The sequence below is a fragment of the Kitasatospora sp. NPDC059146 genome (assembly GCF_042786665.1).
Classification (GTDB): domain Bacteria; phylum Actinomycetota; class Actinomycetes; order Streptomycetales; family Streptomycetaceae; genus Kitasatospora.
The window spans coordinates 1-25,171 of the sequence record NZ_JBHZCY010000039.1; the positions used below are offsets into that span (position 1 = coordinate 1).

The 25,171-nt window shown below is 75.6% G+C and carries 21 protein-coding genes; 11 read left to right on the forward strand and 10 right to left on the reverse strand.

Going from position 1 to position 25,171, the window contains the following annotated elements; all coding sequences use genetic code 11:
* From ACFXPX_RS18675 to ACFXPX_RS18685, 3 genes are all read left to right on the forward strand, one after another.
* On the forward strand, nucleotides 1–735 hold a 735-nt coding region (locus tag ACFXPX_RS18675), incomplete at its 5' end, for an electron transfer flavoprotein subunit alpha/FixB family protein (RefSeq protein ID WP_380642291.1).
* A 181-nt stretch (nucleotides 736–916) separates the two neighbouring features.
* Entirely contained in the window at nucleotides 917–2,338 is a 1,422-nt protein-coding gene (locus tag ACFXPX_RS18680) for an acyl-CoA synthetase (RefSeq protein ID WP_380595345.1), read from the forward strand.
* A gap of 334 nt (nucleotides 2,339–2,672) precedes the next feature.
* Nucleotides 2,673–3,572: a C40 family peptidase gene (locus ACFXPX_RS18685; RefSeq protein WP_380642293.1), complete on the forward strand. Its 900-nt coding sequence runs from the start codon at nucleotides 2,673–2,675 to the stop codon at nucleotides 3,570–3,572.
* A gap of 108 nt (nucleotides 3,573–3,680) precedes the next feature.
* On the opposite strand, the gene ACFXPX_RS18690 is transcribed toward ACFXPX_RS18685, so the two are convergent.
* Nucleotides 3,681–4,595 carry a PfkB family carbohydrate kinase gene (locus ACFXPX_RS18690; RefSeq protein WP_380642295.1) on the reverse strand — a complete coding sequence of 305 codons (915 nt, stop codon included), beginning with the start codon at nucleotides 4,593–4,595 and terminating at the stop codon, nucleotides 3,681–3,683.
* 422 nt (nucleotides 4,596–5,017) lie between these two features.
* Here ACFXPX_RS18690 and ACFXPX_RS18695 point away from each other — a divergent pair, with 422 nt between their 5' ends.
* Both ACFXPX_RS18695 and ACFXPX_RS18700 read left to right on the forward strand, forming a co-directional pair.
* The gene (locus tag ACFXPX_RS18695) at nucleotides 5,018–6,088 is read left to right on the forward strand and encodes an NUDIX domain-containing protein (RefSeq protein WP_375892402.1); all 1,071 of its coding nucleotides are present in this window, start codon (nucleotides 5,018–5,020) and stop codon (nucleotides 6,086–6,088) included.
* Nucleotides 6,089–6,171: 83 nt separating this feature from the next.
* Nucleotides 6,172–7,026: a DUF4184 family protein gene (locus ACFXPX_RS18700; RefSeq protein WP_380525600.1), complete on the forward strand. Its 855-nt coding sequence runs from the start codon at nucleotides 6,172–6,174 to the stop codon at nucleotides 7,024–7,026.
* Here ACFXPX_RS18700 and ACFXPX_RS18705 read toward each other — a convergent pair.
* Nucleotides 7,002–8,366, reverse strand: coding sequence for a dipeptidase (locus tag ACFXPX_RS18705; protein WP_380593221.1), 1,365 nt, complete (start codon nucleotides 8,364–8,366; stop codon nucleotides 7,002–7,004). The genes ACFXPX_RS18700 and ACFXPX_RS18705 overlap by 25 nt on opposite strands.
* A 167-nt stretch (nucleotides 8,367–8,533) precedes the next feature.
* Here ACFXPX_RS18705 and ACFXPX_RS18710 point away from each other — a divergent pair, with 167 nt between their 5' ends.
* Nucleotides 8,534–9,835 (forward strand): geranylgeranyl reductase family protein, encoded by a 1,302-nt coding sequence (locus ACFXPX_RS18710; protein ID WP_375892396.1) that lies wholly within the window; start codon nucleotides 8,534–8,536, stop codon nucleotides 9,833–9,835.
* A 73-nt stretch (nucleotides 9,836–9,908) separates the two neighbouring features.
* Here the strand turns inward: ACFXPX_RS18710 and ACFXPX_RS18715 are convergent, their stop codons facing one another.
* Nucleotides 9,909–12,179: a glycosyl hydrolase family 18 protein gene (locus tag ACFXPX_RS18715; protein ID WP_380642297.1), complete on the reverse strand. Its 2,271-nt coding sequence runs from the start codon at nucleotides 12,177–12,179 to the stop codon at nucleotides 9,909–9,911.
* A gap of 249 nt (nucleotides 12,180–12,428) precedes the next feature.
* Nucleotides 12,429–13,412, reverse strand: a complete 984-nt coding sequence (locus ACFXPX_RS18720; RefSeq protein ID WP_375892392.1) for an ArsR/SmtB family transcription factor — start codon at nucleotides 13,410–13,412, stop codon at nucleotides 12,429–12,431.
* A 92-nt stretch (nucleotides 13,413–13,504) separates the two neighbouring features.
* Between ACFXPX_RS18720 and ACFXPX_RS18725 the strand changes: the two genes are divergently transcribed.
* Nucleotides 13,505–14,869 (forward strand): MFS transporter, encoded by a 1,365-nt coding sequence (locus ACFXPX_RS18725; RefSeq protein WP_380593219.1) that lies wholly within the window; start codon nucleotides 13,505–13,507, stop codon nucleotides 14,867–14,869.
* A gap of 75 nt (nucleotides 14,870–14,944) precedes the next feature.
* Here the strand turns inward: ACFXPX_RS18725 and ACFXPX_RS18730 are convergent, their stop codons facing one another.
* Entirely contained in the window at nucleotides 14,945–15,349 is a 405-nt protein-coding gene (locus ACFXPX_RS18730) for a RidA family protein (RefSeq protein WP_375892389.1), read from the reverse strand.
* 64 nt (nucleotides 15,350–15,413) lie between these two features.
* The gene (locus ACFXPX_RS18735) at nucleotides 15,414–16,211 is read right to left on the reverse strand and encodes an ATP-grasp domain-containing protein (protein ID WP_380593218.1); all 798 of its coding nucleotides are present in this window, start codon (nucleotides 16,209–16,211) and stop codon (nucleotides 15,414–15,416) included.
* 207 nt (nucleotides 16,212–16,418) lie between these two features.
* On the opposite strand from ACFXPX_RS18735, the gene ACFXPX_RS18740 reads away from it, so the two are divergent.
* Nucleotides 16,419–17,192: an enoyl-CoA hydratase family protein gene (locus ACFXPX_RS18740; RefSeq protein ID WP_375892385.1), complete on the forward strand. Its 774-nt coding sequence runs from the start codon at nucleotides 16,419–16,421 to the stop codon at nucleotides 17,190–17,192.
* A 131-nt stretch (nucleotides 17,193–17,323) separates the two neighbouring features.
* Here ACFXPX_RS18740 and ACFXPX_RS18745 read toward each other — a convergent pair whose 3' ends face one another.
* Nucleotides 17,324–18,085, reverse strand: coding sequence for a maleylpyruvate isomerase family mycothiol-dependent enzyme (locus ACFXPX_RS18745; protein WP_380525606.1), 762 nt, complete (start codon nucleotides 18,083–18,085; stop codon nucleotides 17,324–17,326).
* Nucleotides 18,086–18,273: 188 nt separating this feature from the next.
* On the opposite strand from ACFXPX_RS18745, the gene ACFXPX_RS18750 reads away from it, so the two are divergent.
* Entirely contained in the window at nucleotides 18,274–19,029 is a 756-nt protein-coding gene (locus tag ACFXPX_RS18750; protein WP_380525607.1) for an acyltransferase, read from the forward strand.
* A gap of 129 nt (nucleotides 19,030–19,158) precedes the next feature.
* On the opposite strand, the gene ACFXPX_RS18755 is transcribed toward ACFXPX_RS18750, so the two are convergent.
* Nucleotides 19,159–20,604, reverse strand: coding sequence for a PucR family transcriptional regulator (locus ACFXPX_RS18755; protein ID WP_380593216.1), 1,446 nt, complete (start codon nucleotides 20,602–20,604; stop codon nucleotides 19,159–19,161).
* A gap of 150 nt (nucleotides 20,605–20,754) precedes the next feature.
* On the opposite strand from ACFXPX_RS18755, the gene ACFXPX_RS18760 reads away from it, so the two are divergent.
* A complete protein-coding gene (locus tag ACFXPX_RS18760; RefSeq protein WP_380593224.1) occupies nucleotides 20,755–21,672 on the forward strand; it encodes an esterase/lipase family protein in 918 nt (305 codons plus the stop codon).
* Nucleotides 21,673–21,734: 62 nt separating this feature from the next.
* Here ACFXPX_RS18760 and ACFXPX_RS18765 read toward each other — a convergent pair whose 3' ends face one another.
* Both ACFXPX_RS18765 and ACFXPX_RS18770 read right to left on the reverse strand, forming a co-directional pair.
* Entirely contained in the window at nucleotides 21,735–22,325 is a 591-nt protein-coding gene (locus ACFXPX_RS18765) for a HutD family protein (RefSeq protein ID WP_380593215.1), read from the reverse strand.
* 133 nt (nucleotides 22,326–22,458) lie between these two features.
* Nucleotides 22,459–23,715: an MFS transporter gene (locus tag ACFXPX_RS18770; RefSeq protein ID WP_380642300.1), complete on the reverse strand. Its 1,257-nt coding sequence runs from the start codon at nucleotides 23,713–23,715 to the stop codon at nucleotides 22,459–22,461.
* A gap of 17 nt (nucleotides 23,716–23,732) precedes the next feature.
* On the opposite strand from ACFXPX_RS18770, the gene ACFXPX_RS18775 reads away from it, so the two are divergent.
* The gene (locus tag ACFXPX_RS18775) at nucleotides 23,733–25,007 is read left to right on the forward strand and encodes an ROK family protein (RefSeq protein ID WP_375892374.1); all 1,275 of its coding nucleotides are present in this window, start codon (nucleotides 23,733–23,735) and stop codon (nucleotides 25,005–25,007) included.
* Nucleotides 25,008–25,171 lie beyond the last annotated feature (164 nt).

A 25,171-nucleotide genomic window follows, 5' to 3' on the forward strand; every position in this document is an offset into this window, starting at 1 on the left:
GCCCTGGCCCAGATCGCCAAGGCCAACGACGTGGCCGCCGTCCTGGTGACGTCCTCCGGCGAGGGCAAGGAGGTCGCCGCCCGCGTCGCGCTGCGGATCGGCTCCGGCATCATCACCGACGCCATCGACCTGGAGGCCGGCGACGGCGGTCCGGTCGCGACCCAGTCGGTGTTCGCCGCTTCCTTCCAGGTGAAGTCCACGGTCACCAAGGGCGCCCCGGTCATCACCGTCAAGCCGAACGCCGTGGCCCCGGAGGCCGTCGCGGCCGCCGGTGCGGTGGAGAACGTGTCGGTGGAGTTCACCGGCAACGCCGCCAAGGTCACCTCGCGCACCCCGCGCGTCTCCACCGGCCGCCCCGAGCTGACCGAGGCCGCCATCGTGGTCTCCGGCGGCCGCGGCGTCGGTGCCGCCGAGGGCTTCGGCGTGGTCGAGGAGCTCGCGGACGCGCTCGGCGCGGCCGTCGGTGCCTCGCGCGCCGCCGTCGACGCCGGCTGGTACCCGCACAGCAACCAGGTCGGCCAGACCGGCAAGCAGGTCTCGCCGCAGCTCTACATCGCGGCGGGCATCTCCGGTGCCATCCAGCACCGGGCCGGCATGCAGACCTCGAAGACCATCGTGGCCGTCAACAAGGACCCCGAGGCCCCGATCTTCGAGCTGGTCGACTACGGCGTGGTCGGCGACCTGTTCCAGGTGCTGCCGCAGCTCACCACCGAGGTGAAGGCCCGCAAGGGCTGATCCCCGCGCGACGGGTCCCCAGGACCGGAGGGCGTGGTACCGGGTGCTCGGTACCACGCCCTCCGTCGTCGTGCCCCGGGTCCCGGGGAGTGCCGAGCCGGCCCGTAGAGTCGGCCCGACGGCGCCCGGGCGCGGGAGCCTCCGGGGCGAACAGGGCGAGGACGAGGGCGAGGACCGAAGCATGGCACTGCTGACGGCACTTCACGGCGACCACGGCGACGCGGCGGACGCGCTGCGGATCGACGGCCGGACGCTCTCCCGGGAGGAACTGCTGGGCGCGGCGACCGCGGTGGCCGACCGGGTGGCCGGGGCCCCCGCGCTGGCGGTGCTCGCCCGGCCCACCCTGGAGACGGTCACCGCCGTGGTCGGCGGGCTGCTGGCGGGCGTCCCGGTGGTGCCGCTGCCGCCCGACTCGGGCCCCAAGGAGCGCGAGCACATCCTGCGGGACTCGGGCGCCGTGCTGCTGGCGCACGCGGCCGGGGAGGACGCGCCCGACGCCGGGCCGGTGGCGGCCCTGCCCGTCGACCCCGCCGAGCGGTCGGCGACCACCTACGCCGAACCGGCCGCCGACGCGACCGGTTTCGTGCTCTACACCTCGGGCACCACCGGCGCGCCCAAGGGCGCGGTGATCCGGCGGGCGGCGATCGCCGCCGACCTGGACGCCCTCGCCGCCGCCTGGCAGTGGACCGCCGAGGACACCCTGGTGCACGGGCTGCCGCTGTTCCACGTGCACGGGCTGCTGCTCGGCGTGCTCGGCGCCCTGCGCACCGGCAGCCGACTGGTGCACACCGGACGGCCCACCCCGGAGGGGTACGCGCAGGCGGGCGGCAGCCTGTACTTCGGCGTGCCCACCGTGTGGTCCCGGCTGGCGGCGGACCCCGCGGCGGCCGGGCGGCTGGCCCCGGCCCGGCTGCTGGTCTCCGGCAGCGCGCCGCTGCCCGTACCGGTCTTCGAGAAGCTGGCGGCGCTCACCGGGCACGCCCCGATCGAGCGCTACGGGATGACCGAGTCGCTGATCACCGTCAGCACCCGGGCGGACGGCGAGCGGCGCCCCGGCAGCGTCGGGCTGCCGGTGGACGGGGTGCGCACCCGGCTGGTCGGCGAGGACGGCGGGCCGGTGCCGTACGACGGGGAGAGCGTCGGCGAACTCCAGGTCAGCGGCCCCACGCTGTTCAGCGGTTACCTCAACCGGCCGGACGCGGACGCCGAGGCCTGGACGGCGGACGGCTGGTTCCGCACCGGGGACGTCGCGGTGATCGGGGCGGACGGCTTCCACCGGATCGTCGGCCGGGCCTCGGTCGACCTGATCAAGAGCGGCGGCTACCGGATCGGCGCGGGCGAGGTGGAGGCCGCGCTGCGCGACCACCCGGCGGTCGCCGACGCGGCCGTGGTCGGCGCGCCGGACGAGGACCTCGGACAGGTGATCGTCGCGTACGTCGTGCCGGACGGCGCCGTGACGGGGGAACAGCTGACGGCCTTCGTGGCGGAGCGGCTCTCGGTGCACAAGCGCCCGCGCCGGGTCGTGCTGGTACCCGAACTGCCCAGGAACGCACTGGGAAAGGTGTTGAAGAAGCAGCTCCTGACGGAGCACCGCGGCCACTGATGAGGGGGCGTCGGGACACGCCCGGCGGTGACGGGTGTTCACCCTGATGCGCCGTCGGGGCCCGGAGCCCGGGAAACCTTCCTTTGGCGCACTCCACTGCGCGCGGTGAGCGGACGCGTGCCTAACGTGACGAGCAGGCAGAACTGAATCCACGGGCGACATGCCGCGGCCCCCGGTCGCACGGCCGGGGGCCGCGGCACGTCGGACCGGGGACTGCCGAGGGTACGGACCGGCGCTGCCGGGGCGTACCGCGTGTCCGCAGCAGTTTCCGCAGCCGCCCTTCCGGCGGCCGTACGCCGCAGTGCGTTCGCAGCAGTGAAGGAAGTCAGCAGGGATGACCACCGTCAACACCGGCGCACCGGATGCCGCCGACGAACCGACCGGGCAGCACGCCCCCGCCGCCCGCCCCGCCACCGCCCGTCCTTCGCGGGCCGCGCGGATCCGCCGGGGGATAGGCATGGCGGCCGTGATCGCGGTCGGCGTGGGGACCATCGGCCTCGGCACCGGGGTGACGCCCGCCGCGGCCGAGAAGGCCCCGGCGCACGCCGGGTGGGACGGCTCGCGGTACTGGTTCAAGAACAGCCAGGGGCAGTGGCGCTGGACCACCCACTACAGCGTGTACGTGGCGCGGACCGGCGGCGGCAAGTCCTCGGCGGGGTCCTCGTCCTCCGCGAAGCCCGCCAAGTCCTCGAACGGCGGGATCAAGCAGGGCTGGGACGGCTCGCGGTACTGGTTCAGGAACAGCAAGGGGGAGTGGCGCTGGACCAGCCACTACGACATCTACCTGCAGCGGACCGGCGGTTCCCCGTCCTCCTCCGGCTCCTCCGGCTCCTCGGGCTCCTCGGGGTCCTCCCACGAGGTGGCGGTGGACGGCGACGTCGAGACCGCGGTGGAGTACGCGCTCGCCCAGCTGGGCAAGCCGTTCCGGACGGCCGGCAACGGGCCGGACGGGTACGACTGCTCGGGCCTGGTGCAGCAGTCCTTCCGGCGCGGCGGCATCGACCTGCCGCGGGTGGCCAACGACCAGTACGAGGCCACCACGCCGGTCAAGGCGAGCCAGCTGCGCCGCGGTGACCTGCTGTTCTGGTCGCCGGACGGCACCGCGCGGGGCATCCAGCACGTGGCGATCTACCTGGGCAACAACCGGTACGTGGAGGCCGCGCGGCCCGGGACGCTGATCCGGATCTCCGGGATCAGCAGCGGGTACTACCCCGCGTTCATGGGGCGGCCGTAGCGCCCGGGGTGCGGGGCGTCCGGCCGGTGGGCCGGGCGCCCCGCACCCGCGCCCCGGTGACCTGGCTGTCCCCGGCCCGGGCGGCGGTGCGGTCCTGCCGACGCGCGGTCAGAGGTCGGCCGGGCGGGGGAGGGCGCCGCGGGCGCCGGGCGCGGTGACGGCGAAGGCCCCGGCGGCGACGGCGGTGGCGGCCGCGTCGGGCAGGTCGGCCAGCCGGGCGAGACCGGCGGCGAGCGCGCCGCAGAAGACGTCGCCGGCCCCCGTGGTGTCGACCACCCGGACGGTGGGCGCGGGCAGCCGGGTCAGTGCTCCGCCTACGGCGACCAGGGCGCCCCCGCCGCCGAGGGTGACCACCGCCCCCTCGCCCTGCCGGGCCAGCGTACGGGCCGCCGCCTCGGCGTCCGCGGCGCCCGTGAGCTGCCGGGCCTCGACGGCGTTGGCGACCACCAGCGGGCGGCGTCCGGTGGGCCCGGGGTCGGGCAGCGCACCGGCCGGGGCGGTGTCGTGCAGCCAGCGGGTGCCGCCGCGCGGGCCCGCGGCGGGCAGGGCCGCGGCGACGGCGCGGACGCACGCCGCGGGGACCTCGTTGCTGGTGAGGACGACGTCGACCGGGAGCAGGTGGAGCCGGGCCAGGGCCGCGCCGACCTCGTCCGCGGTCAGGTGGGCGTTCGCGCCGGGCACGACCACGATGCTGTTCTCCCCGGCGGGGTCGACCAGCACGATCGCCTGGCCGGTGGGCGCGTCGGGGTGGGTGTGGACGGCGCCCGTCTCCACGTTCGCGCCGCGCAGGTCGGCGAGCGCCGCCTCGCCCTCGGCGTCGCGTCCGACCTTGGCCACCAGGTGGGTGGCGGCCCCCATCCGGGCCGCGGCCACCGCCTGGTTGGCGCCCTTGCCGCCGAAGCCCCGGGTGGCGTCGGTGGCCAGGACGGTCTCGCCGGGCGCGGGGAGCACGGGGCAGCGCAGGATCCGGTCGGTGTTGACCGAGCCGATGACGACGACCCGGCCGGCGGGGAGCAGCTTCATCGTTCCTCTGTACGCGGCGGGGCGCGGCCCGCGCAAGCGGTGCGCGTGAAGGCGCCGGGCGGGGCGGGCGGGGCGGGCGCGGGGCGGTGAGGGTGCCGGGCGGGGGAGTGGGAGGGCGCAGGGAGGGCGCGAGCGGCGTACGGTCGGGGCGCGCACCGGAAGTCGGCCGGTCCGACTTCCGGTGCGAACGGTGTGGCGGCGGGGTGCGGCTTTGATGGCGGCCGGTCCGCATTTATCCGTACCGGGCCCGTGGCCTGGGCACATGCCGCTGTCAAGGGGCGGGCCGGGGCGCGCGGGCGGGCGCGGCGAGCAGTTTTGGGGAGCGGCGTGGCGCGGGTACCACCACGGGTGGCGCTGGTTCGGCCGACGGGGGCGCTGCCCGGTGCGAACGGCATCGGGGCAAGTCGAGGGCAGGGGACGTTGTGATCGTCTGGGTCAATGGCACATTCGGGGCGGGCAAGACGAGCGCCTGCCGCGAGCTGGTGGAACTGCTGCCCGGGAGCGTGCTCTTCGATCCCGAGCTGGTCGGCTTCGGACTGCGCCGGATGCTTCCGGCCGACCGGCTGGCCACGGTGTCCGACTTCCAGGACCTCGCGGCCTGGCGTCGGCTGGTGCCCGAGACGGCCGCCGCGCTGCTCGGCGAGGTGGGCGGGCCGTTGGTGGTGCCGATGACCCTGCTCAGAGAGGACTACCGGGACGAGATCTTCGGTGATCTCGCCGCGCACGGGATCACGGTGCACCACTTCGTCCTGGATCCAGAAGAAACGATCCTGCGAAACCGCATAGCCCAGCGCGAGGAATGCCCGGGCGACCCGGAGCGCAGCGAGCGGGTCCGCACCTGGTGCCTGGAGCACCTGCCGCACTACCGGGCGGCCCGCCGCTGGCTGGTCGGCGACGCCCGGATGATCGACAGCGGCGCGCTCACCCCGCGCGAGACCGCGCACCGGATCGCCGAACTCGTCCGGGTCGGCGCCGCGCGCTGCCCGATCGTCCAGGCCCCCGAGCCGACCGGCGACACCGTGGCCTCGGCCGTGCTGTTCTTCGACGAGCAGGACCGGGTGCTGCTCGTCGACCCGGTCTACAAGCCCGACTGGGACTTCCCCGGCGGCGTGGTCGAACGCGGCGAGGCCCCCACCGACGCCGCCCTGCGCGAGACCGCCGAGGAGCTCGGACTGCGCCTGGACCCCTCGGTGCTGCGGCTGCTCGCCGTCGACTGGGAACCGCGCACCGGCCCGCGCCGCGGCGGCCTGCGGCTGATGTACGACGGCGGCCTGCTCGACGACGCGGGCCGGCAGAACCTGCTGCTGCAACAGGAGGAGCTGCGCGGCTGCCGGTTCGTCACCCTGGACGAGTCGGCCGAGCTGCTGCCGCCGAGCCGCTACCGGCGCCTGGCCGCCGCGCTGGACGCCCGGCGCAGCGGGGAGCTGCGCTACCTGGAGGCGGGGTGCCGGGTGGCGCTCGGCCGCCTGGCCAGCACGGCGGACGCCGCATAGGACCGGGGGAGGGCGGGCCCGGGTGCCGGTCGGCGGCGCGCCCCGGTTGGTGGCGGGGCCGGTGCGGGGGTCAGGATGGGGGCATGCCGTTCACCCTGAGCCATCCCGCCGCCGTCCTGCCCCTGCTGCGTCACGCCGGGGAGCGCGGGCCGCTGGTGGCCTCGGCGCTGGTGGCCGGGTCGATGGCGCCCGACGTGCCGTTCTTCGCCGAGTCGCTGCTGCCCGGGGTGTACGGGCACGGCGGGCTGACCCACGCCTGGTGGGCGGTGCCGACGCTGGACGTGGCGATCGCCGGCGTGCTGGTGGCGGGGTGGCACGGGCTGCTGCGGGCGCCGCTGGTGGGCCTGCTGCCCGAACGGTGGGCGGGCGGCGCCGAGGCGTTGACGGTCCGCCGGGCCGCGGCGGCCGGTGCGGGCGGTACCGGCGGCTGCGGCGGTGCCGGGGGCCTGGGCGCGGACGCGGCCTGGTTCGTGGTCTCGGCGGCGGTCGGCGCGGCCACCCACGTCGGCTGGGACGCGTTCACCCACGGCGGCCGGCTGGGCGTGCGGCTGCTGCCCGTACTGGACCGGACGGTGGCCGGGGTCCCGGTCTACGAGGTGCTGCAGTACGGGAGTTCGGCGCTCGCGCTGGCCGCGCTGGGCGGCTGGGCGGCGCGCGCGGTGCGGGCCGTCGAACCGGTGGCCCCGGCCGTGCGGCTCGCGCCGCGGACCCGGCGGACGGCCACCGCGGTGCTGGCCGCGGCGACCGTGGCCGGGGTGCTGCACCGGATCGGCCCGCTGCGCCGCAACCTCGTCCCGGAGGTGTGCTTCGGGGCCGGTGCCGGGCTCGCGGTGGGTGCGGTCGGCTACGCGGCGGTGGTCGCGGCCGCCCGCCGGTGGCGTGGCGGGCGGCCCGGGACCGGTGCGAACTCCCGTCAGACGGTGCGCAGTTCCGCGTAGCGGCGGAGGAAGAGGGCCTCGGTGAGGGCCATCCGCTCCAGCTCCTGCGGGTCGACGCTCTCGTTGACGGCGTGGATCTGGGTGGTCGGGTCCTCGACGCCGACCAGCACGATCTCGGCCTGCGGGTAGAGCGAGCGCAGGGTGTTGCAGAGCGGGATCGAGCCGCCCTCGCCGGCCGCGACCATCGCGGTGCCGAAGGCCTCGGCCATCGCCTCGCCCATCGCCTCGTAGGCCGGGCCGGTGGTGTCGGCGCGGAACGGCGCGCCGTTGCCGTGGCGCTGGAGGGTCAGCCGGGCGCCGAGCGGGACCTGCGCCTCCAGGTGGGCCACCAGGGCGTCCTGGGCGGCCCCGGTGTCGGTGCCCGGCGGGACGCGCAGGGAGATCAGCGCCTTGGCGGCGGCCTGCACCGAGGAGGTGGCGCCGATCACCGGCGGGGCGTCGATGCCCAGGACGGTGACGGACGGGCGGGCCCACAGGCGGTCGGAGATGCTGCCGGTGCCGGTCAGGGCGACGCCGTCGAGCACCTTGGCGTCGGCGCGGAACTGCTCCTCCGGGTACTGCACGCCCTCCCAGGTCTGGTCGGCGGCCAGCCCGGCGACCGCGACGTCGCCGTTCTCGTCGTGCAGCGAGGCGAGCACCTTGATCAGCGACTGCAGCGCGTCGGGGGCGGCGCCGCCGAAGGCACCGGAGTGCAGGTTGCCGGCCAGGGTGGTGACCGAGGCCTCGACCACCGTCATGCCGCGCAGCGAGGCGGTCACGGTCGGCAGGCCGGGGGCGAAGTTGCCGGTGTCGCCGATCACGATGGCGTCGGCGGCCAGCAGCCCGGGGTGGGCCTCGGCGTAGCGCTCCAGGCCGCCGGTGCCCTGCTCCTCCGAGCCCTCCACGATGATCTTCAGGCCGACCGGGTAGTCGTCGCCGTACACCTGGCGCAGCGCCCGCAGGGCGGTCAGGTGCATCAGGATGTTGCCCTTGCAGTCGGCGGCGCCGCGCCCGTACCAGCGGCCGTCGCGCTCGGTCAGCTCGAAGGCCGGGCTGTCCCAGCCGCTCTCGTCGAGCGGGGGCTGCACGTCGTAGTGCGAGTAGAGCAGGACGGTCGGGGCGCCCTCGGGGCCGGGCAGCTCGCCGTAGACGGACTGGGTGCCGTCCGGGGTGTCCAGCAGCCGGATGCCGGTCAGGCCCTCGGCGGCGAAGGCCTCGGCGACCCAGTGCGCGGCCTTCTGGCACTCCTCGACCGGGAACTGGCGCGGGTCGGCGACCGACTGGAAGGCGACCAGCTCGGCGAGGTCGGTGCGGGCACGGTCCATCAGGGACCGGACGGCGTCGGCCAGGGGCTGTGACATCGGGGCTCCGAAGGGGACGGGTCCGCCCGGGGGGTGGTGCGGGCGGAGGGGGTCGGTTGGGGTACCGCCGATCATAGGCGGAGCCGTCCGGGGGGCTTCGGGGAGCTTCCCCGTCGGGGGGTGGTGCGGCGTCCGGAAGGCCGGGCGGACGCATAGGATTGGTCGACGTGACTGACTCCGGAAGCCCTGATTCCCGTAGCCCGATCGACAGCCCGCCGGACGGCCCGTCGGACGAGGCGCTCGGCGTCCCGCTCGACGACGCGCTCGACGGGGCGCTCGACGAGGCGCCGCAGCCGCCCGACGGCGTCTGGGACGTCGTGGTGGTCGGCGCCGGACCGGCCGGGGCCTCGGCCGCGCACGCCGCCGCCGCGCAGGGCCGCCGGGTGCTGCTGCTCGACAAGGCCGAGCACCCCCGCTACAAGACCTGCGGTGGCGGCATCATCGGCCCGTCCCGGGACAGCCTGCCGCCGAACTTCGAACTGCCGCTGCAGGACCGGGTGTCGGCCGTCACCTTCGCCTACGACGGGCAGTACACCCGGACCCGGCGGTCCAAGCGGATGCTGTTCGGGCTGGTCAACCGGGACGAGTTCGACCTGCGGCTGGTCCAGTCCGCCAAGCAGGCCGGGGCGGTGCTGGTCACCGGAGTGACCGTCACCGGGGTCGAGCAGCGCGGCGGCGAGCACCGCACGGCCGTGGTCACGGCCGCCGACGGGCGCACCTTCGAGGCCCGGGCGGTGGTCGGCGCGGACGGCAGCGCGAGCCGGATCGCCCGGCACGTGGGCGTCACCTTCGACCAGATCGACCTCGGCCTGGAGGCCGAGATCCCCGTCCCGCCGCAGGTGGCCGCCGACTGGTCGGGCCGGATCCACCTCGACTGGGGCCCGCTGCCCGGCAGTTACGGCTGGGTGTTCCCGAAGACCGAGACCAGCAGCCTGACCGTGGGCGTCATCTCGGCGCGCGGCGACGGCGAGCGGACCAAGCAGTACCTCGCCGACTACATCCGGCGCCTGGGCCTGTCCGGCTTCCCGCCGCGGGTCGAGTCCGGGCACCTGACCCGCTGCCGGGCCGAGGACTCGCCGCTCTCCCGCGGCCGGGTCCTGGTGGCCGGGGACGCGGCCGGACTGCTGGAGCCGTGGACCCGCGAGGGCATCTCGTACGCGCTGCGCTCCGGCCGGCTGGCCGGGGAGTGGGCGGTGCGGATCGCGGAGGCGGGCGACGCGGGCACGGTGCGGCGCGAGGCGCTGAACTACGCGTTCGCGATCAAGGCCGGGCTGGGCGTGGAGATGCGCGCGGGCAAGCAGCTGCTGAGCGCCTTCGAGCGGCGGCCGTACCTGTTCCACACGGCGGTGACCACGGTGCCGGCGGCGTGGCGGGCGTTCGCCCGGACCACCCAGGGGCACACCACCTTCGCGCAGCTGCTGCGGCAGAACCGGGCGGCGCGCAAGCTGATGGCGATGGCCGCCCGGTAGCGGGATCCGGTTCGTGCGGCCGGGCCGTGGTGCGGGGACGGTCGGCTAGGTGAGCCCGGCTATTTGAGCCCGGCTATTTGAGCCCGGTGTCGAGGGCGGACATCAGGCTGCCCGCCGGGGTGTCGCCGGACATCTCCCAGATCATGCCGCCGAGCAGGTTCTTCGATTTGAGGTAGGCCGTCTTCTGGGCGATCGACCAGGCGTCGTCGAAGGTCCACCACTGCCCGTTCGCGCCCGTGTAGCCGTACGTGGCCACGGACTTGGGATCGTGGTAGACGGTGAGGCCCGGCACGCCGGTGACCAGGTTCTGGTACCCGCGGGTGCCGGCCTCCTCGGCGAACTGGCCGGGCGCCGCGCCGTTCGCGGACTGCCAGACGCCGTGGGCGCCGCCGTCCGCCACGCCCTGCCAGCCGCGCCCGTAGAACGGGAAGCCGATGGTCAGTTTGCGCGGGTTGACCCCGGCGGCGAGGTAGGTCTGGACGGCGCCGTCCACGCTGAAGTGGAAGGCGTAGGGGTCGTTCGGGTCGGGGTAGAGGTTGGAGGCCTGGCCGGTGCGGTTGGGCTCCCAGGAGTTGTCGCTGCCGGAGCCGTGGAAGTCGTAGCCCTGGACGTTGGCGATGTCGAGCGAGGTGAAGACCTTGCCGAGGTCCCAGCCGGCCGCGACCTTGGCCGGGTCGGCCGGGGTGAAGGCGGTGAGCAGCTTGTGCGGGCCGCCCAGCGCGTCGAGCTGCTTGCGGAACTCGGCGGCCAGCAGGGTCAGGTCGGTCTTGTCGTTCGCGCTCCAGTGGTTGCCCGGGTGGCCGTCGCCGGAGCCGGGCCACTCCCAGTCGAGGTCGATGCCGTCGAAGATCCCGGCGGCCACGCCGTCACCGCCGGCGCCGTTGTAGGCGGGCAGGTTGCCCTTGATCCAGGTGTCCACGCAGGACTTGACGAACTTCTGCCGGGACGCGTCGGTGGCGGCGACGTCGGAGAAGTACTTGGAGTACGTCCAGCCGCCGAGCGAGACGACCACCTTGAGGTTCGGGTACTTGGCCTTGAGCTTCTTCAACTGGTTGAAGTTGCCCCGGAGTTTGCCCCAGCCGTCGTCGGCCACGCCGTCCACCGACTGGTCGGCGCTCATCGGGCGGGCGTAGTCGGCGTCGGCGTCACCGGCGCCGGTGCCCTGGTCCGGGTCCTCCGGGTTGGCGGTGGTGCCCTTGGTGACGCCCGCGAGGCAGGTCAGGTTGACCGGATCGATGTTCTCGAAGGCGTAGTTGACGATGTCGAGCTTGGCCGCGCTGCCCGAGGTGTCGAGGTTCTTGACGAAGTACTGGCGGCCGTAGATGCCCCACTGGACGAAGTAGCCGACCCGGGCGTACTTGCCGGCGCCGACGATGTCCGCGGTGGTCACGGCGAGCGGCGCGGAGGCGGGTGAGGCGTTGTCGGCGGGGTCGCGGGCCTTCACCGTGAAGGTGTAGGCGGTGGACGGCGAGAGGCTGCCGACGGACGCGGTCAGCGTGCCGCCGTCGACCGTCGTCACCAGGGTGGCGCCCTGGTAGACGTCGTACGCGGCGACCCGGACGTTGTCGGTGGCGGCGTTCCAGGCGAGCGTCACGTCGGAGGAACCGACCGACGTGGCACGGAGGTCGGTGGGCGCGGTCGGCGGGACGGTGTCCGTGGACGGGTCGAAGGTGCTGGCGGTCACGGGCGCGCTGAGCGGGCCGGTGTTGCCGCGGCTGTCCTTGGCCCGGACGGTCAGGGTGTACGAGGTGGCCGGGGTGAGCCCGGTGACCAGGGCGTTGGCGGTCGGGCCGGAGGCGAGCACGGTGGCGCCGTTCAGCACGTCGTAGGAGGCGACCGGGAAGTCGCCGCCGGTGGCGGCCGGCCAGCTCAGGGCGAGGGTGTGCGCGGTCGACCCGGTGACGGTGGGGGTGCCCGGCGCGGACGGCGGGACGTCGGCGGAGCCGTCGCACTTGTCGCCGTTGATGCGGCAGTTGAGCGGGGTGGAGACCGGGCCGGTGCCGACGAACCAGAAGCTGTACGGCTCGGTGGTGCTGTGGGCGTTGACGGTCGCGTTGTAGTAGGCGGCGGTGGCGGTGACGTGCCGGCCGTTGACGGTCGCGGTGCCGTTGCTGGTGTTGCCCAGGGTGACGCCGGTGGGCAGGTCGAAATCCAGGGTCCAGCCGGTGACGGCGGTGGCGTTGTCGTTGTGGACGATGTACGTGCCCTGCCACCAGGAGCCGTTGTCGGCGGTGGTGAAGGTGGCGGTGAGCTTGCCCGCCGCGAGCGCGGGGGCGGCGAGCGCGGTCAGGACGGCGAGTGGGAGGAGCAGGACGGACAGCAGTGCCAGCAGTCTGCTGCGCATGCGGGGGCGTCCCGCCCGGGATCGAGCGGACATGGTTCTCCCTGTGGCTGTGGGGGTTGGACAGGGTGACGTAGAACCGGGGTGATCCGTGGGCGACCGGTGCCCGCGCCGTGGGGGGCGGGGGCATGGGCACTGTAGGAGGACTGGACCAATGCGTCAACAGGTCTGTACCACTGGGGAGTTGGGGAGGTCGCCGGGTGGCGGGGTGGCGGGGTGGCCGGGCGGCCGGTCGGCGGGCCGGCGGGGCGCTCACCGGCCGCCGGAGAGCTCGTCCCCGAGCGCGCTGCGCCGGTAGAGCACCGAACGGCCGTGCCGGGCCCGGCTGACCAGACCGGTGGCGGCCAGCACGGACAGGTGCTGGCTGACCGCCCCCGGGGTGACGCCCAGGCGGTAGGCGAGCTCGGTGGTGGAGGCCGGCTCGGCGAGCAGGCCGAGCAGCCGGGCCTTCGGTGCGCCGACCAGGGCCTCCAGCGCGCGCGGCGGCACCGGCGGGCCCTGGCCGGCCATGGCGGCCTGGCCGCGCGCCGGGTAGCAGATCTGCGGGGCGCGGGTGCTGTCGATCATGGTGATCGCGCCCCGGACGAAGAAGGTCGGGCTGAGCACCAGTCCGCGCCCGTCCACGGCGGTCTCCACGTCCCCGTCCGTCCAGTGCCGGTTGATCGACAGCGCGCCGTCCGCCCACTCCAGACGGTGGTCGAGGTCGGTGAACAGCGCCGTCGCGCCGTGCTGGGCCAGCACCCGGGCCCGGTACACCAGGTCGGCCTCCAGGACCGCGCGGGCCTGCGGCCACCAGGCGGGTGCGAGGCACGCCTCCCAGTACTCCTCCAGGGAGTCGCAGATCCGGCTCAACAGCCGGGCCGGATCCGCCAGTCCGGCGTCGAGCAGGGCGGGCAGCGGCTGCCCGTGCGGCCGGAAGGTCAGCTCCAGTTCGCCGCGCAGCTGCTCCGGCGGGAGGGCGCGGACGGTGGCGAGCTGGGTGCGGAACTCCGGTGCGGGGGAGGACGGTCGGGGGGTCAGGAAGTCGGGGACCCAGCGGTTCTCGGCGACCAGGGAGAGCAACAGCCGGGAGTCCAGGCGCGCGAACGAGGGGCCCAGCCGCTCGAAGGCCGGGCTCTGGAGCCGGTACCGGCCCGGGTGGGTCCACATCCGCAGGCTGAGCACGGCCTCCAGGATCGGGGAGTAGGCGAACCAGGTGCTGGCGAGGTCGGCCAGCCGGAGGGTGAAGCGGTGCACCGGGGTCCTCCCGTCGGCTGCCGGTCGTCGAGCTTTTAGCCAGAGCCTAAAGGAGTGTCGGGTGCGGCCCGCCCGACGGTGGAATCCTCGGCATGACCACCACACCGGCGGAGTCCTCCGCACCACCCTTCGGCGTGCCCGCGCACCAGCCGAACGGCCGCCTGCCCGGGGCCCTCCGGCGCCGCCTCCACCCCGATCCGACGGTCCGTCGACTGGCCGGGATCACCCTGGTCAACACGGTGGGCAACGGCCTCTCGCTGGCCGTCGCGGTGCTGTTCTTCACCCGGGTGCTCGGACTGAGCGCGGCCCAGCTGGGGTTCGGGATGACGGCCGCCGGTCTGTGCGGGGTCGCCGCCAGCGTGCCGGCCGGCCGGGCCGCCGACCGCTGGGGCGCCCGGCGGGTCCTGGTCGTGCTGGTCTCGATCGAGGCCGTGGGCACGGCCGGGTACGCGCTGGTGCACGGCTACGCCGCGTTCGTGGCCCTGGCCTGCGCCGTCTCCGCGGTGGACCGCGGCGCGGCCGCGGTGCGGAACGCGCTGTACGCCCAGGTGCTGCCCGCCGACCGCCGGGTGGCCGGCCGGGCGTATCTGCGGGTGGTGACCAACATCGGCATCTGCCTGGGGACCGGCCTCGGCGCGATCGCGCTCCAGTTCGACACCCGGCCGGTCTACCTGGCGGCGATCCTGGCCGACGCCGTCTCGTACGTGGCCGTCGCGCTGCTGATGTACCGGCTGCCGGCGGAGGCGGGCGCGGGGCCGGGTGCCTCCGCACCGGTTGCCGCCTCGGCCTCGGGCGGGGCGGGCGTCGGGCAGAGCGTCGGGCAGGGCGTCGGGCAGGGTCGGCGGCGCAACCCGGCGCTGCGCGACGGTCCGTTCCTGGTGGTGACCGCGCTGTGTTCCGTCCTCGGGCTGCAGTTCGCCGTCCTGGAGGTCGGCGTCCCGCTGTGGATCGTCCAGCAGACCGACGCGCCGCGGATCACCGTCGCCGGCGCTTTCATCGTCAACACCCTGATGGTGATCGCCCTCCAGGTGCGGGCCACCCGGGGCACCGAGGAGCGGACGGCCGCCGCCCGGGCCTGCCGGCGCGCCGGGCTGGTGCTGGCCGCCTCCTGCCTGGTCATCGCCATGGCGCACGGCCTGCCCGGGATCCTCGCCGCCGCCGTGGCACTGGTCGGGATCGGGTTGCAGTCGCTCGCCGAGGTGATGGGACAGGCGGGCGGCTGGGCGCTGAGCTACGACCTCGCGGGCGAGCACGAACACGGCGCCTACCAGGGGGTGTTCAACGCGGGCTCGGCGGCCGCGATGATGGCCGGACCGGCGGTGGTCAGCACCGCGGTGATCGGGTACGGGGTGGCCGGGTGGGCGGTGCTGGGCGCGGCGCTGCTGGCGGCGGGCCTGGCGATGGGGCCCGCCGTCCGGTGGGCCGGACGGCGGGAGGCGCGGCTGCGGGCGGCCTGAGGGGGCCGGAGCGAGGAGCTCTGGGGTGAGGAAGCTCTGGGGTGAGGAGCTCTGGTGCGAGGGGGCGTACGGGCGTTACTCCGGGACGACCGCCGTCGCCTCGATCTCGATCAGCACGTCGGGCCGGAACAGCGCCGCGACCTGCATCGCCGAGGCCGCCGGGAGCGGCAGGTCGCCCAGGTACTCGTTCCGGGCGTCCCGGATCGCCGCGAGGTGGGCGATGTCGGTCATGAAGAAGGTGAACTTGACGACGTCCGAGAAGTCCGCGCCGGCGGCGGCCAGGCAGCGGCGCAGGTTCTCGAAGATCTGACGCGCCTGGGCCTTCGGGTCACCCGCGCCGACCAGGTCCCCGTGCTCGTCGAAGGCGACCTGCCCGGAGACCTGGACCAGTCGGCCGGTGCCGGTGACGACGTGGGTGTAGCCCTTCGCGGGGAAGACGCCCGGCGGCTGGGTGATGTGGGTGAGGTGCGTGGTGGTCATGGTGCCCGATCGTGCGCCACCGCAGGCCGGGACCGCAAGCGGCCGCCCCCGGTCAACCCGCCGGTCAGCGCACCACTTCGGGCAGCTCGCGCAGGAACGCCCGGTCGGTGCACGGCAGTTGGGCAGCGGGGCCGGAGGAGCGCAGCACCACGTCCAGGACCTCGCCCGGGTCGGCGGCGTAACCCCCGCTGGCCCAGGCGGCGTTGGCCTCCACCACCGCCCAGCCCCGGTCCGTCCGTCCGACGTCCACCACCACCGCGCTCGGCAACGCGGCGTGCGAGGCCGAGGCGGCCAGCACGTCGCGGGCGAAGGCCAGCACCTCGGGGCCGTCCGCCCCGAGCGGTGCGACGGCCAGGTCACCGTCCCGCGCGTAGCGCGAGCCCGTCCGCGCCGCGCCGTCCAGGACGAACAGCCGGTACTCCGTGCGGAACCGTACGACCTCGCTCACCAGCACCGGGGTGTCCCCGTCCAGCAGCCCGGGCCCGGGCAGCGCGCTGCCGTCGGGGTAGACCCGGGCGGCGAACAGCTTGTCCGCGGGCGGCTTCACGAAGGCCGGGCCGCCCAGCGCACGGGCCTCGGCCAGCGTGGTCGCGCAGATCCGTCGGCCGGTCAGCGCGAGCGGCAGTCGGGCGAGCCAGTCCTCGGCGGGCTCCAGCAGGGCGAGGCCGAGCTCCCGGCCGACCGCGTCCGCGAACAGCGGCCCGCCATACACGTGCACCGCGGCGCCGAGCAGTTCGCGCGGCGCCCGCCAGGAGGCGGCGGTGCACGCGCGCAGGCCGCGCAGCCCGGCGGCGGTGCGCAGCTGGAGGCCGGTCTCGTTGATGCGCGGGGCGAGCAGCAGGACCGGGGGGTCGGTGGTCATGGGCCCATGCTGACGGGCGGACCGGGGCTGCCACCAGCGGTTTTCGACCCGGCGGCCGGAGGGCGGCGGTCGGCTCGGGCCGAGGGGTGCCGGTCGGCTCTGGCCGAGGGGCGGGTGGGCGTGCCAGAGTCGTGCGGGCGCGGTCCGGGCACCCCGGGCCGCGCCCGCAGTCCGACCCACCCTCAGCCGGAAGGCAGGCCCACGCCGATGACCAGCGCAGAGCCCCTCGTCCGCGTCAGCACCGCGGACGCCGTCACCACGCTCACCCTCGACTCGCCGCACAACCGCAACGCGCTCTCCTCGCGCCTGATGTCCGAGCTGCACGCCGGACTGGCGGTGGCCGCGGCGAACCGGGACGTCCGCGCGGTGGTGCTCACCCACACCGGCAAGGTGTTCTGCGCGGGCGCGGACCTCTCCGAGGCGACCGGCGCGGACCCGACGGTGGGCCCGCGCGGCCTGGTCGAGCTGCAGAAGGCGATCGTGGACTGCACCAAGCCGGTCATCGCCGTGGTCGACGGGCACGCCCGGGCCGGCGGCCTCGGCCTGATCGGCGCGGCGGACCTCGCCGTCGCCGGACCGGCCGCGACCTTCGCCTTCACCGAGGTCCGGCTCGGCCTGGCGCCCGCCGTCATCTCGCTGCCGCTGCGCCCCAAGCTGGAGCCGCGCGCCGCCTCCCGCTACTACCTGACCGGCGAGGTCTTCGACGCCGCCGAGGCGGCCCGGATCGGTCTGATCACCCAGGCGGCCGAGTCCAGCGAGTCCACCGGGGTACTGGTGAAGGGGCTGCTGGACGCGCTGCGCCAGGGCTCGCCGCAGGGGCTGGCGGAGTCCAAGCGGCTGGCCAACGCCGAGGTGGCGCGCTCCTTCGCGCGGGACGCGGACGAGCTGGTGCAGCTGTCGGCGCGGCTGTTCGGGTCGGCGGAGGCGCAGGAGGGGATGCGGTCGTTCCTGGAGAAGCGGCCGGCGGCCTGGGTGCGCTGAGCTCCTGGGCCGGGCCGGGCCGGGCCGGGCCTGGCTGGGCCGGGTCGGGCTGGGCCTGGCTGGGCCGGGTCGGGCTGGGCTGGATCGAGCCGGGCCGGGCCGGACCTGACTCCGGCCCGGCCCGACCGGGGTCAGATCGTCGCGGCGGTCCGCCAGTGGTCGAACAGGTCCTGGTCGCCGCTGAGCTCGACCCGCCCGGCCCGCTCGACGGTCAGCCGGTTCCAGAGCAGCGGGTAGAGCTCGGCCGCCGGACCGCTGACCGTCAGGTCGGCGGGCTCGGGGCGCTCCTCCGTGGTGACGGCGAGCGGCTCCCGGGAGAGCGTCAGGTGCCAGGAGCTGGCCCCGTCGGTCGGCCGGATCCGGATGGTGCGCGGGTCGTCGCTGTGCACCGTGGACCGGCCGCGGAGCAGGAAGCCGCGCAGCAGTTCGTCGATGCCGTCCAGGGCGAGCGTGCCGTCGACGCCCGGGCCCGGCGAACCGGCCGCCGCGTCGGCGTCGAAGCGGTGCACGGCGGTCTCGTGCGCCTGGCGCCGGGCCCAGAAGGCCAGCGGGCTGGGCGCGGGCAGGAAGGTCCAGCACTCGACGTCGGCGGGGGCCTCGGACAGCACGGTCAGCAGGGCGGCGTGGCCCTCCCGGTACCAGTCGAGCAGTGCGGCGTCGGAGGGGTCCGGGCCGACCACGGCCTGCCGGTCCGCGCCCTCCGGCGGGGCGCTCAGGCCCTTCGCCGGGAAGGCGGCGGCCCAGCGGTGGACCTGGCCGATGTGGCGCAGCAAGTCGCTCAACCGCCAGTCCGGGCAGGTCGGGACGGGCGTGGTGAGGTCGGTGCGGGCGGCGGCGTCGGCCAGCAGGGCGCCCTCGCGGCGGACTGCTTCGATGTGCTCGGAGATCTCCATGGGACGGAGTGTTCCACTGCCGACGGACATCGGTGGCGGATTTCGGACGGCCGCGGGGGACGGCCGCGGGGACGGTCCGGGAGTGGCCCGGGGCGGGCCCGGGGGTGGTGCTGAAGGGGGCGGTGGGGCCGGTGTGATGTCGGCCTCCCGGTCACCGGACGGACGCTACGGGCCGGTAACGTGAGCGCATGCCGATAACCCGTTCCCTCCTCTCCGCCGTCCGGGACGGCGGCCGCCGGGCCGCCGGGCGCCTCGTCCACCGGGGCTGGCGCTGGGTGCAGCGGACCGGCGCGGTCAGCAACCGGAACCCCGGTCCGTACCGGTTCGGCGAGCTGGGCGACGGCACCACCCTCGCCTTCCCGCTCGGGGCGGTGTTCAACGAACGGTGGATCACCATCGGGCCGTTCTCGATCATCGGCGAGCGGGTCACCATCAGCGCGGGCTTCCTGCCCGGGCTCGACCTCGGGCCGGAGCCGATCGTACGGATCGGCGGCGGCTGCGTGATCGGGCGGGACAGCCACATCGTCGGCCACCAGTCGATCGTGATCGGCGACGACGTCTGGACCGGTCCCGGGGTGTACGTCAGCGACCAGGCGCACGAGTACCGGGACACCGAGCTGCCGATCGGCAAGCAGTGGCCGCGCAACGAGCCGGTGGAGATCGGCGCCGGCAGCTGGATCGGCACCGGCGCGGTGATCATGCCGGGGGCGCGGATCGGCCGCAACGTGGTGGTCGCGGCCGGTGCGGTGGTGCGCGGCGAGGTGCCCGACCACAGCGTGGTCGCCGGGGCCCCGGCCAAGGTGGTCCGGCGCTGGACCGAGGAGGAGGGCTGGCAGCCGCCGCTGCGGCACGAACCGCCCCGGCCGCTGCCGGACGGGGTGACGGCGGAGCAGTTGCGGGCCCTGGTGGGGTGGGACCTGCGGCTGCCGGGGGAGCAGGACTGAGGTCGTTCTGTCGACCCTGAGCTGTCGACCTCGAGATGCTGGCCCCGAGCTGCTGACCTCGGGGCGTTGGCCTCGGGGCGTTGACTTCGGGACGGCGCCCGCGCCGTGGTCGGCGCGGGTGCCGTCGTTTCACGACCAGTGGGCCGGGGCCGACCGTTCGGCCGTCCGGGCCGCGATCGCGGCGGTGATCCGTAGGACGTCGGCCGGGCGCGCCGGGTCCAGCCCGGTGAGCACGGCGATCCGGCGCAGCCGGTAGTCGACGGTGTTGGGGTGCAGGTGCAGGGCGCTCGCGGTCTGTCGGCGGTTGAGGCCGCCGGCCAGGTGGATGCGCAGGGTGGTGAGCAACTCCCCGCCGTCGGCGAGGGGTTCGAGCAGGGCGGCGAGCCGGGCGCGGGCCTGGCTGGGCCGGGTGAGCTGGTACTCCAGCAGCACGTCGTCCAGCCGGTGCAGCCCGGGCGGTCGGCCGAACGCCCGGGCGACGTCCAGGACTTCACAGGCGAGGGCGGCGGCGCCGGGCACCTCTGCCGGCACCGCGGCGGCCGCTCCGGCCAGCACGGGCACCCCGGCGGCTCGGGCCGCGGCGGCGAGGGTGGCGCCGAGCCGGGGCCAGTCGGCCCCGTCCTCGGAGCTGTCGGTCGATCCGTTCTCGGAGCCGTCGGCGGGCCCGTCGGCCCGGTTGGTCGGGGACGGCAGCGGGAGGAGCAGCAGGCCGCCCGAGGGGGTGAGCGTGGAGAGCGCCGACTGCCGTGTGCGGTGGTCGAGTTCGGCGAGGAAGCGGCGCAGCTTGCGGCGGGCGGCGATGGCCGGGTCGATGCCGGGGGAGTGTTCGTCCGGGTGGTCGGCGAGGGACAGGCAGAGCACGGCGTAGCCGGCCGGCAGTTCGGTGCCGGCCCGGGCGGCCACCTCCTCGGCGGGGGTGCCGGCGAGCAGTGCGGTCAGGAGGGACTGCCGGGCGGTCGAGCTCCGGTCGCCGGCCGACTGCTGCCCGTCCAGGTAGCCGGCGCCGGCGGCGGTGGTGGCCCGGCGGAGCTGGTCGAGCAGCAGGCGGTTGAGCAGCACCAGGTCGGCGGCGTCCCCGGCGTGGGCGTCCCGGGTGAGGAACTCCCAGCAGACCTCCAGTCCGAGGTGGTGGGCGAGCAGGACGGCGTCCAGCGGCAGGCCCTCCTCGGCGCGGCGCGCTGCGGCCTCCCGTACGGCGGTGAACTCCTCGGCGGGGGCGGGGAGTCCGGTGCGGACGGCGTGGGCCAGGCCGCGGATGCGGCGCTCGGTGTCCCGGGTGAGTTCGCCGGTGAGCTGCTCGCGCGGGAGGCGGTGGTAGACCGGCACCCGTTCCAGCAGGGCGGTGACCACGACGGCGGCCAACGCGCGGGCGCCGCCGAGGAGTCTCTGGTCGGCCGGGAGTCCGCCGATCACCGGGACGCGCCACGGTGAGGGGTGGTCGGCGGAGCCGGTGGCCGTGGCGGTGGCCGTGTCGGTTGCGGTGGCCGTTTCGGCTGAGGCGTCGGCGGGCCGGTGCGCGGGGAGTTCGGCGGAGCGGCTGGTGGGGGTGCAGTGGGGCGCGTTGTGACCGGTCACAGAGAACACCGTCCAGGTCTGGGGGACGCCCAAGGGCCGGGCCGGAAGGGTGACCGCATCATTGAGCCACTCGGGTTACCTGTTGGTAACAAACTTCCGCTGTGGAGGCAACAGTTGAGAACCCCACTTCTCCGCTTCTCCGCAACTCCGTTGCGCCGCCGGTTCGGCGGAGCCTTCGGCGCGGCCGTCCTGGCGGGCGCGCTGCTGGTCGCCGCCGCGGCCCCCGCCGCGGCCGCCCCGGCCGCTGCCGCGGCCCCAGCCACGGCCGCGCTCCCGCCCGACGGTGACTCGGTGGCCTCGCCGCCCGGCGCCAACGACTGGAGCTGCCGGCCGTCCGCCGCCCACCCCGACCCGGTGGTGCTGGTGCACGGCACCTTCGCCAACCGCTACGAGAACTGGCTGGCGCTCTCCCCGCTGCTCAAGGGCCTCGGGTACTGCGTCTTCGCCCTCGACTACGGCACCGTTCCGGGCATCACCTCCACCGGCAGCGGGCTGCTGCTGCCGATCGGCGGCCTCGGTCCGGTGCCCGCCTCGGCGGCCCAACTCGCCCACTTCGTCGACCTGGTGAGGTCCGCGACCGGTGCGGCCAAGGTCGACATCGTCGGCCACTCCCAGGGCGGCATGCTGCCGAACTACTACCTCAAGTTCCTCGGCGGGGCCTCCAAGGTGGACAGGCTGATCGGCCTGGCGCCGTCCAACCACGGCACGACCCTCGACGGGATCACCAAGCTGGCGCCGTACTTCCCCGGCGTCGCCGACCTGATCTACACCGTCTGCCAGGCCTGCCGCGACCAGGCGGTGGGCTCCGCCTTCAATGCCACCATGGCCTCCCGGCCGGACACCGTGCCGGGCGTGCACTACACGGTGATCTCGACCGTGTACGACGAGGTCGTCACCCCGTGGCGGACCCAGTTCCTGAACGGGCCGGACGTGGACAACCAGGTGCTCCAGGACCACTGCCCGGTCACCCTCGCCGAACACGTCGCCATCGCGTTCTCGCCGACGGCGCTGCACCTGGTGACCAACGCGCTGGACCCGGCGCACGCCACGCCGGTGTTCTGCGGCTGACGCGGCCGGTGCCGCCGCTGCCCGTACCCCCGGTTCCGGCGGGGGTACGGGCAGCGGGCTGCTCAGTCGGTGGTGCGGAGTGCGGAGGTGCGGAAGGTGATCGCGGCGGTGACGCCGTCGGGCCGCAGCTCGTGGGTGCCCAGTGCGTCGAGTACTGCGGCGTCGTAGCGGCCGAGTTCGGTGCCGCCGTCGACGACGGCCGTACCGGCCAGGCAGACCAGCAGGACGGTCGACCCCTCCGGGACGGCGACACTGCCGGGCCCGGTCCGGAGCTCCACGACGGCGTCGGCCCGGCCGCGGCGGGTCATCACGTTGAAGTCCACCACCGGGCCGCCGAGCAGCCGGCAGTCGGTGGCGGCGTCGCCCGGGAAGGCGAACGGGCGGAACGGGGCGTCGACCAGCTGCTCGACGCCGTCCACGGCGAGCGCCATGCCGGCGCCCTCGACCAGGGTGATCACCCGGTCGATCCCGGGGAACGGCGAGAACGGGCCGGCCGAGGCGACATCGGCGAGGCTCACCCGCCAGTCGAAGTCGGCCATCCCGGCCCCGGCGGGGGACCCGGCGACCTCCCGGGTCACCCCGCCCCCGTTGAGCCACGGGGTGGCCGGGCGCTCGCTCGCCCGCAGTACCTGGATGCGTCCGGTGGTGGTCATGGGTCCGCATCCTGCCACTGCCGGGGCGGGTCCGTCAGCGCCGCCCGGCCGTCAGTGCCGTTCGACCGCGAGCCCCGCCCGGTCGCCCGGTCGCCCGGTCGCCCGGTCGCCCGGTTGCCCGGTCGCCCGGCCGTCAGTGCCGCCGGACCGTCAGCGGCAGCAGGGCCGCGGCGGTGGCCGCGACCGCGACCGTGGTCAGGGCGAGCGGCAGTCCGACCGCATCGGCGAGGAAGCCGATCGCCACGGGCCCGATCAGCATCCCGCCGTACCCGAGCGTCGAGGCGAGCGCGACGCCCTGCGGCCCGCCCGCCGCACCGGCGCGCGCGATGGCGAGCGGGAACAGGTTGGCCAGCCCGAGGCCGACCAGGACGAACCCGCCGATGGCCACCGGCACCGACGGGGCCAGGGCGGCGAGCAGCATGCCGGCCGCGGCGGTGAGTCCGCCGAGCAGCATCAGCCGGTTCTGGCCCAGCCGGATGGACAGCCAGGTGCCGCCCACCCGTCCGCTGGTCATGGCGAAGGCGTACGCGGCGTACCCGGCGGCGGCGGTGCCCGCGCCCGCGTGGACGTCGTCGGTGAGGTGGAGGGTGGTCCAGTCGGCGACGGCGCCCTCGCCGTACGCCGTGCACAGGGCGGTGAGGCCGAGCAGCAGGACCAGCAGGCGGACGTGCCTCCCGCCGGCCGGAGCGCCGGCCGGAACGCTGGTTGGAGCGTCGGCCGGGCCGGGGGTCCGGTCCGGGGCGACCATCGGCGCGGCCGGGCTGCGCAGCAGGACGACGCCCGCGCCGACGGTCACGGCGAGTCCCAGCAGGCCGCCGAGCGCGAGCGCCCACGCGGTGGTCAGCCGCTCGGCGAGCAGTCCGCCGATGCCCGCGCCGAGCAGCCCGCCCAGGCTGTACCCGGCGTGGAAGCTGGGCATGACCGGCCGGCGCAGCTGGGCGACCAGGTCGACGGCGGCGCTGTTCATGGCGACGTTGGCGCCGCCGTACCCGGCGCCGAACAGCACCAGCACCCCGCCGAGCGAGTACACCGAATGGGTGTGCGCGGGCAGCGGGACGGCGAGGGCGAGCAGGGCCAGCGAGGCCACGGTGACCGGGCGCGAACCGTAGCGCAGGCAGAGCCGACCGACGGCCGGCATGGTGAGGACGGCGCCGACGGACAGGCAGAGCAGGGCCAGTCCGAGGGCGCTGTGCGAGGCGTTGACCTGGCTGCGGACGTCCGGGATGCGGACGACCCAGGCGGCGAACAGGAAGCCGTCGACGGCGAAGAAGGCGGTGAGCGCGAGCCGTGCGGCGCCCCAGGGGCTGTCCGCGACCGGGGGTGTGCTGCGAGACTGGGGGGAGGTCGGGTCGGCGTGGCGGTGGGAACTGATTTTGTTTCGAAGCGACACAAAGTCACAATAGGGGCGTGCAGCTCTCACCTTCAAGCCCGCGGCCCCGCTCCGGGACCGACGCCGACGCGCAGCGCGACGCCCACCGCCGCGCGGCACCCGACCGCGGTCGGACGCTGCTCGGCCCGGCGCTCTCGCTCATCCACACCGGCCAGACGCCCACCCGGTCCGCGCTGACCCGCGCGCTGGACGTCACCCGGGCCACCGCCGGCGCCGTCACGGCCGAACTGGAGGCGCTCGGCCTGATCACCGTCGACTCCCGCCCGGCCGGCGGCGGTCGCGGCCGTCCCTCGCACCGGCTGGCGATCGACCCGCAGGGCCCGGTCGTGGTCGCCGGCCAGATCCACGCCGACGGCCTGAGCGTCACCCTGGCCGGACTCGGCGGACTGCTCGACCCGCCCGTCCACCTGCCGCTGCCCGCCGCCACCGATCCGGTCCGGATGCTGCGCGCCGTCGCCCAGGCCGGCGCCGAGCTGGCCCGCGCGACCGACCGCCGCTGCCTGGCCGCCTCGCTCGCACTGCCCAACCCGGTCACCGAGCCGGACGGCACCGCGCTCGCCGCGCTGCACTTCGCCTGGCCCAGCGGCACCCCGGTCGCCGACCTCTACGACGTCGAGGTCGGCCGCGCCGACCACGGCCCGAAGGCCGTGCGGCCGCTGCCCGCCGTCATCGCCAACGACGCCAACCTCGCCGCCCTCGCCGAGTACCGGCACGGCGCCGGGCGCGGTGCCCGGCACCTGCTCTTCGTCACCTCCGGCCACCGCGGCGTCGGCGGCGCGCTGGTGATCGACGGGCACCTGCACACCGGCAGCGCCGGGCTCGCCCTGGAGGTCGGCCACCTCACCGTCGACCCGCAGGGCCGCCCCTGCGCGTGCGGCAACCGGGGCTGCCTGAACGCCGAGACCGACCCGGACGCGCTGTTCGCCGCCGCCGGCCTCACCCCGGAGCCCGGCCGCCCGCTGCTCGACCAGGCGCGCGAGCTGTGCTGGGCGGCCGCGACCGACGAGCGGGCGCGGGCCGCGGTGGAGCACGTGATCGACCGGCTCGGGCTCGGGCTGGCCGGGGTCGCCAACATCCTCAACCCGGACCGGGTGGTGCTCAGCGGCCTGCACCTCGACCTCCTGGAGGCCGCCCCCGACCGGCTGCGCGCGGTGGTCGCCGACCGCAGCCTGTGGGGGCGCAGCGGGCGGGTGCCGATCGTCGGCGCGGAGCTGGCGCACGGCGCGCTCGCGGGCGCCGCCGAGCTCGGCTGGGGGCCGTACCTCGCGGACCCGCAGTCGGTGCCGGTCTGAGGAGGCGGGCAGCGGGCAGCGGGTGGCGCGCGGCAAGCGGCGGGCGGCGGGCGGGCCGCGAGGGGCGTGACCGGGGCGGGGTCCGCGGTGGCCGCCGCGCGGGCCGGCGCGGCGCGGCCCGCCAGCTGCTGCGCCGGGAACGCAGCCGAGCGCGACAGCCGGTG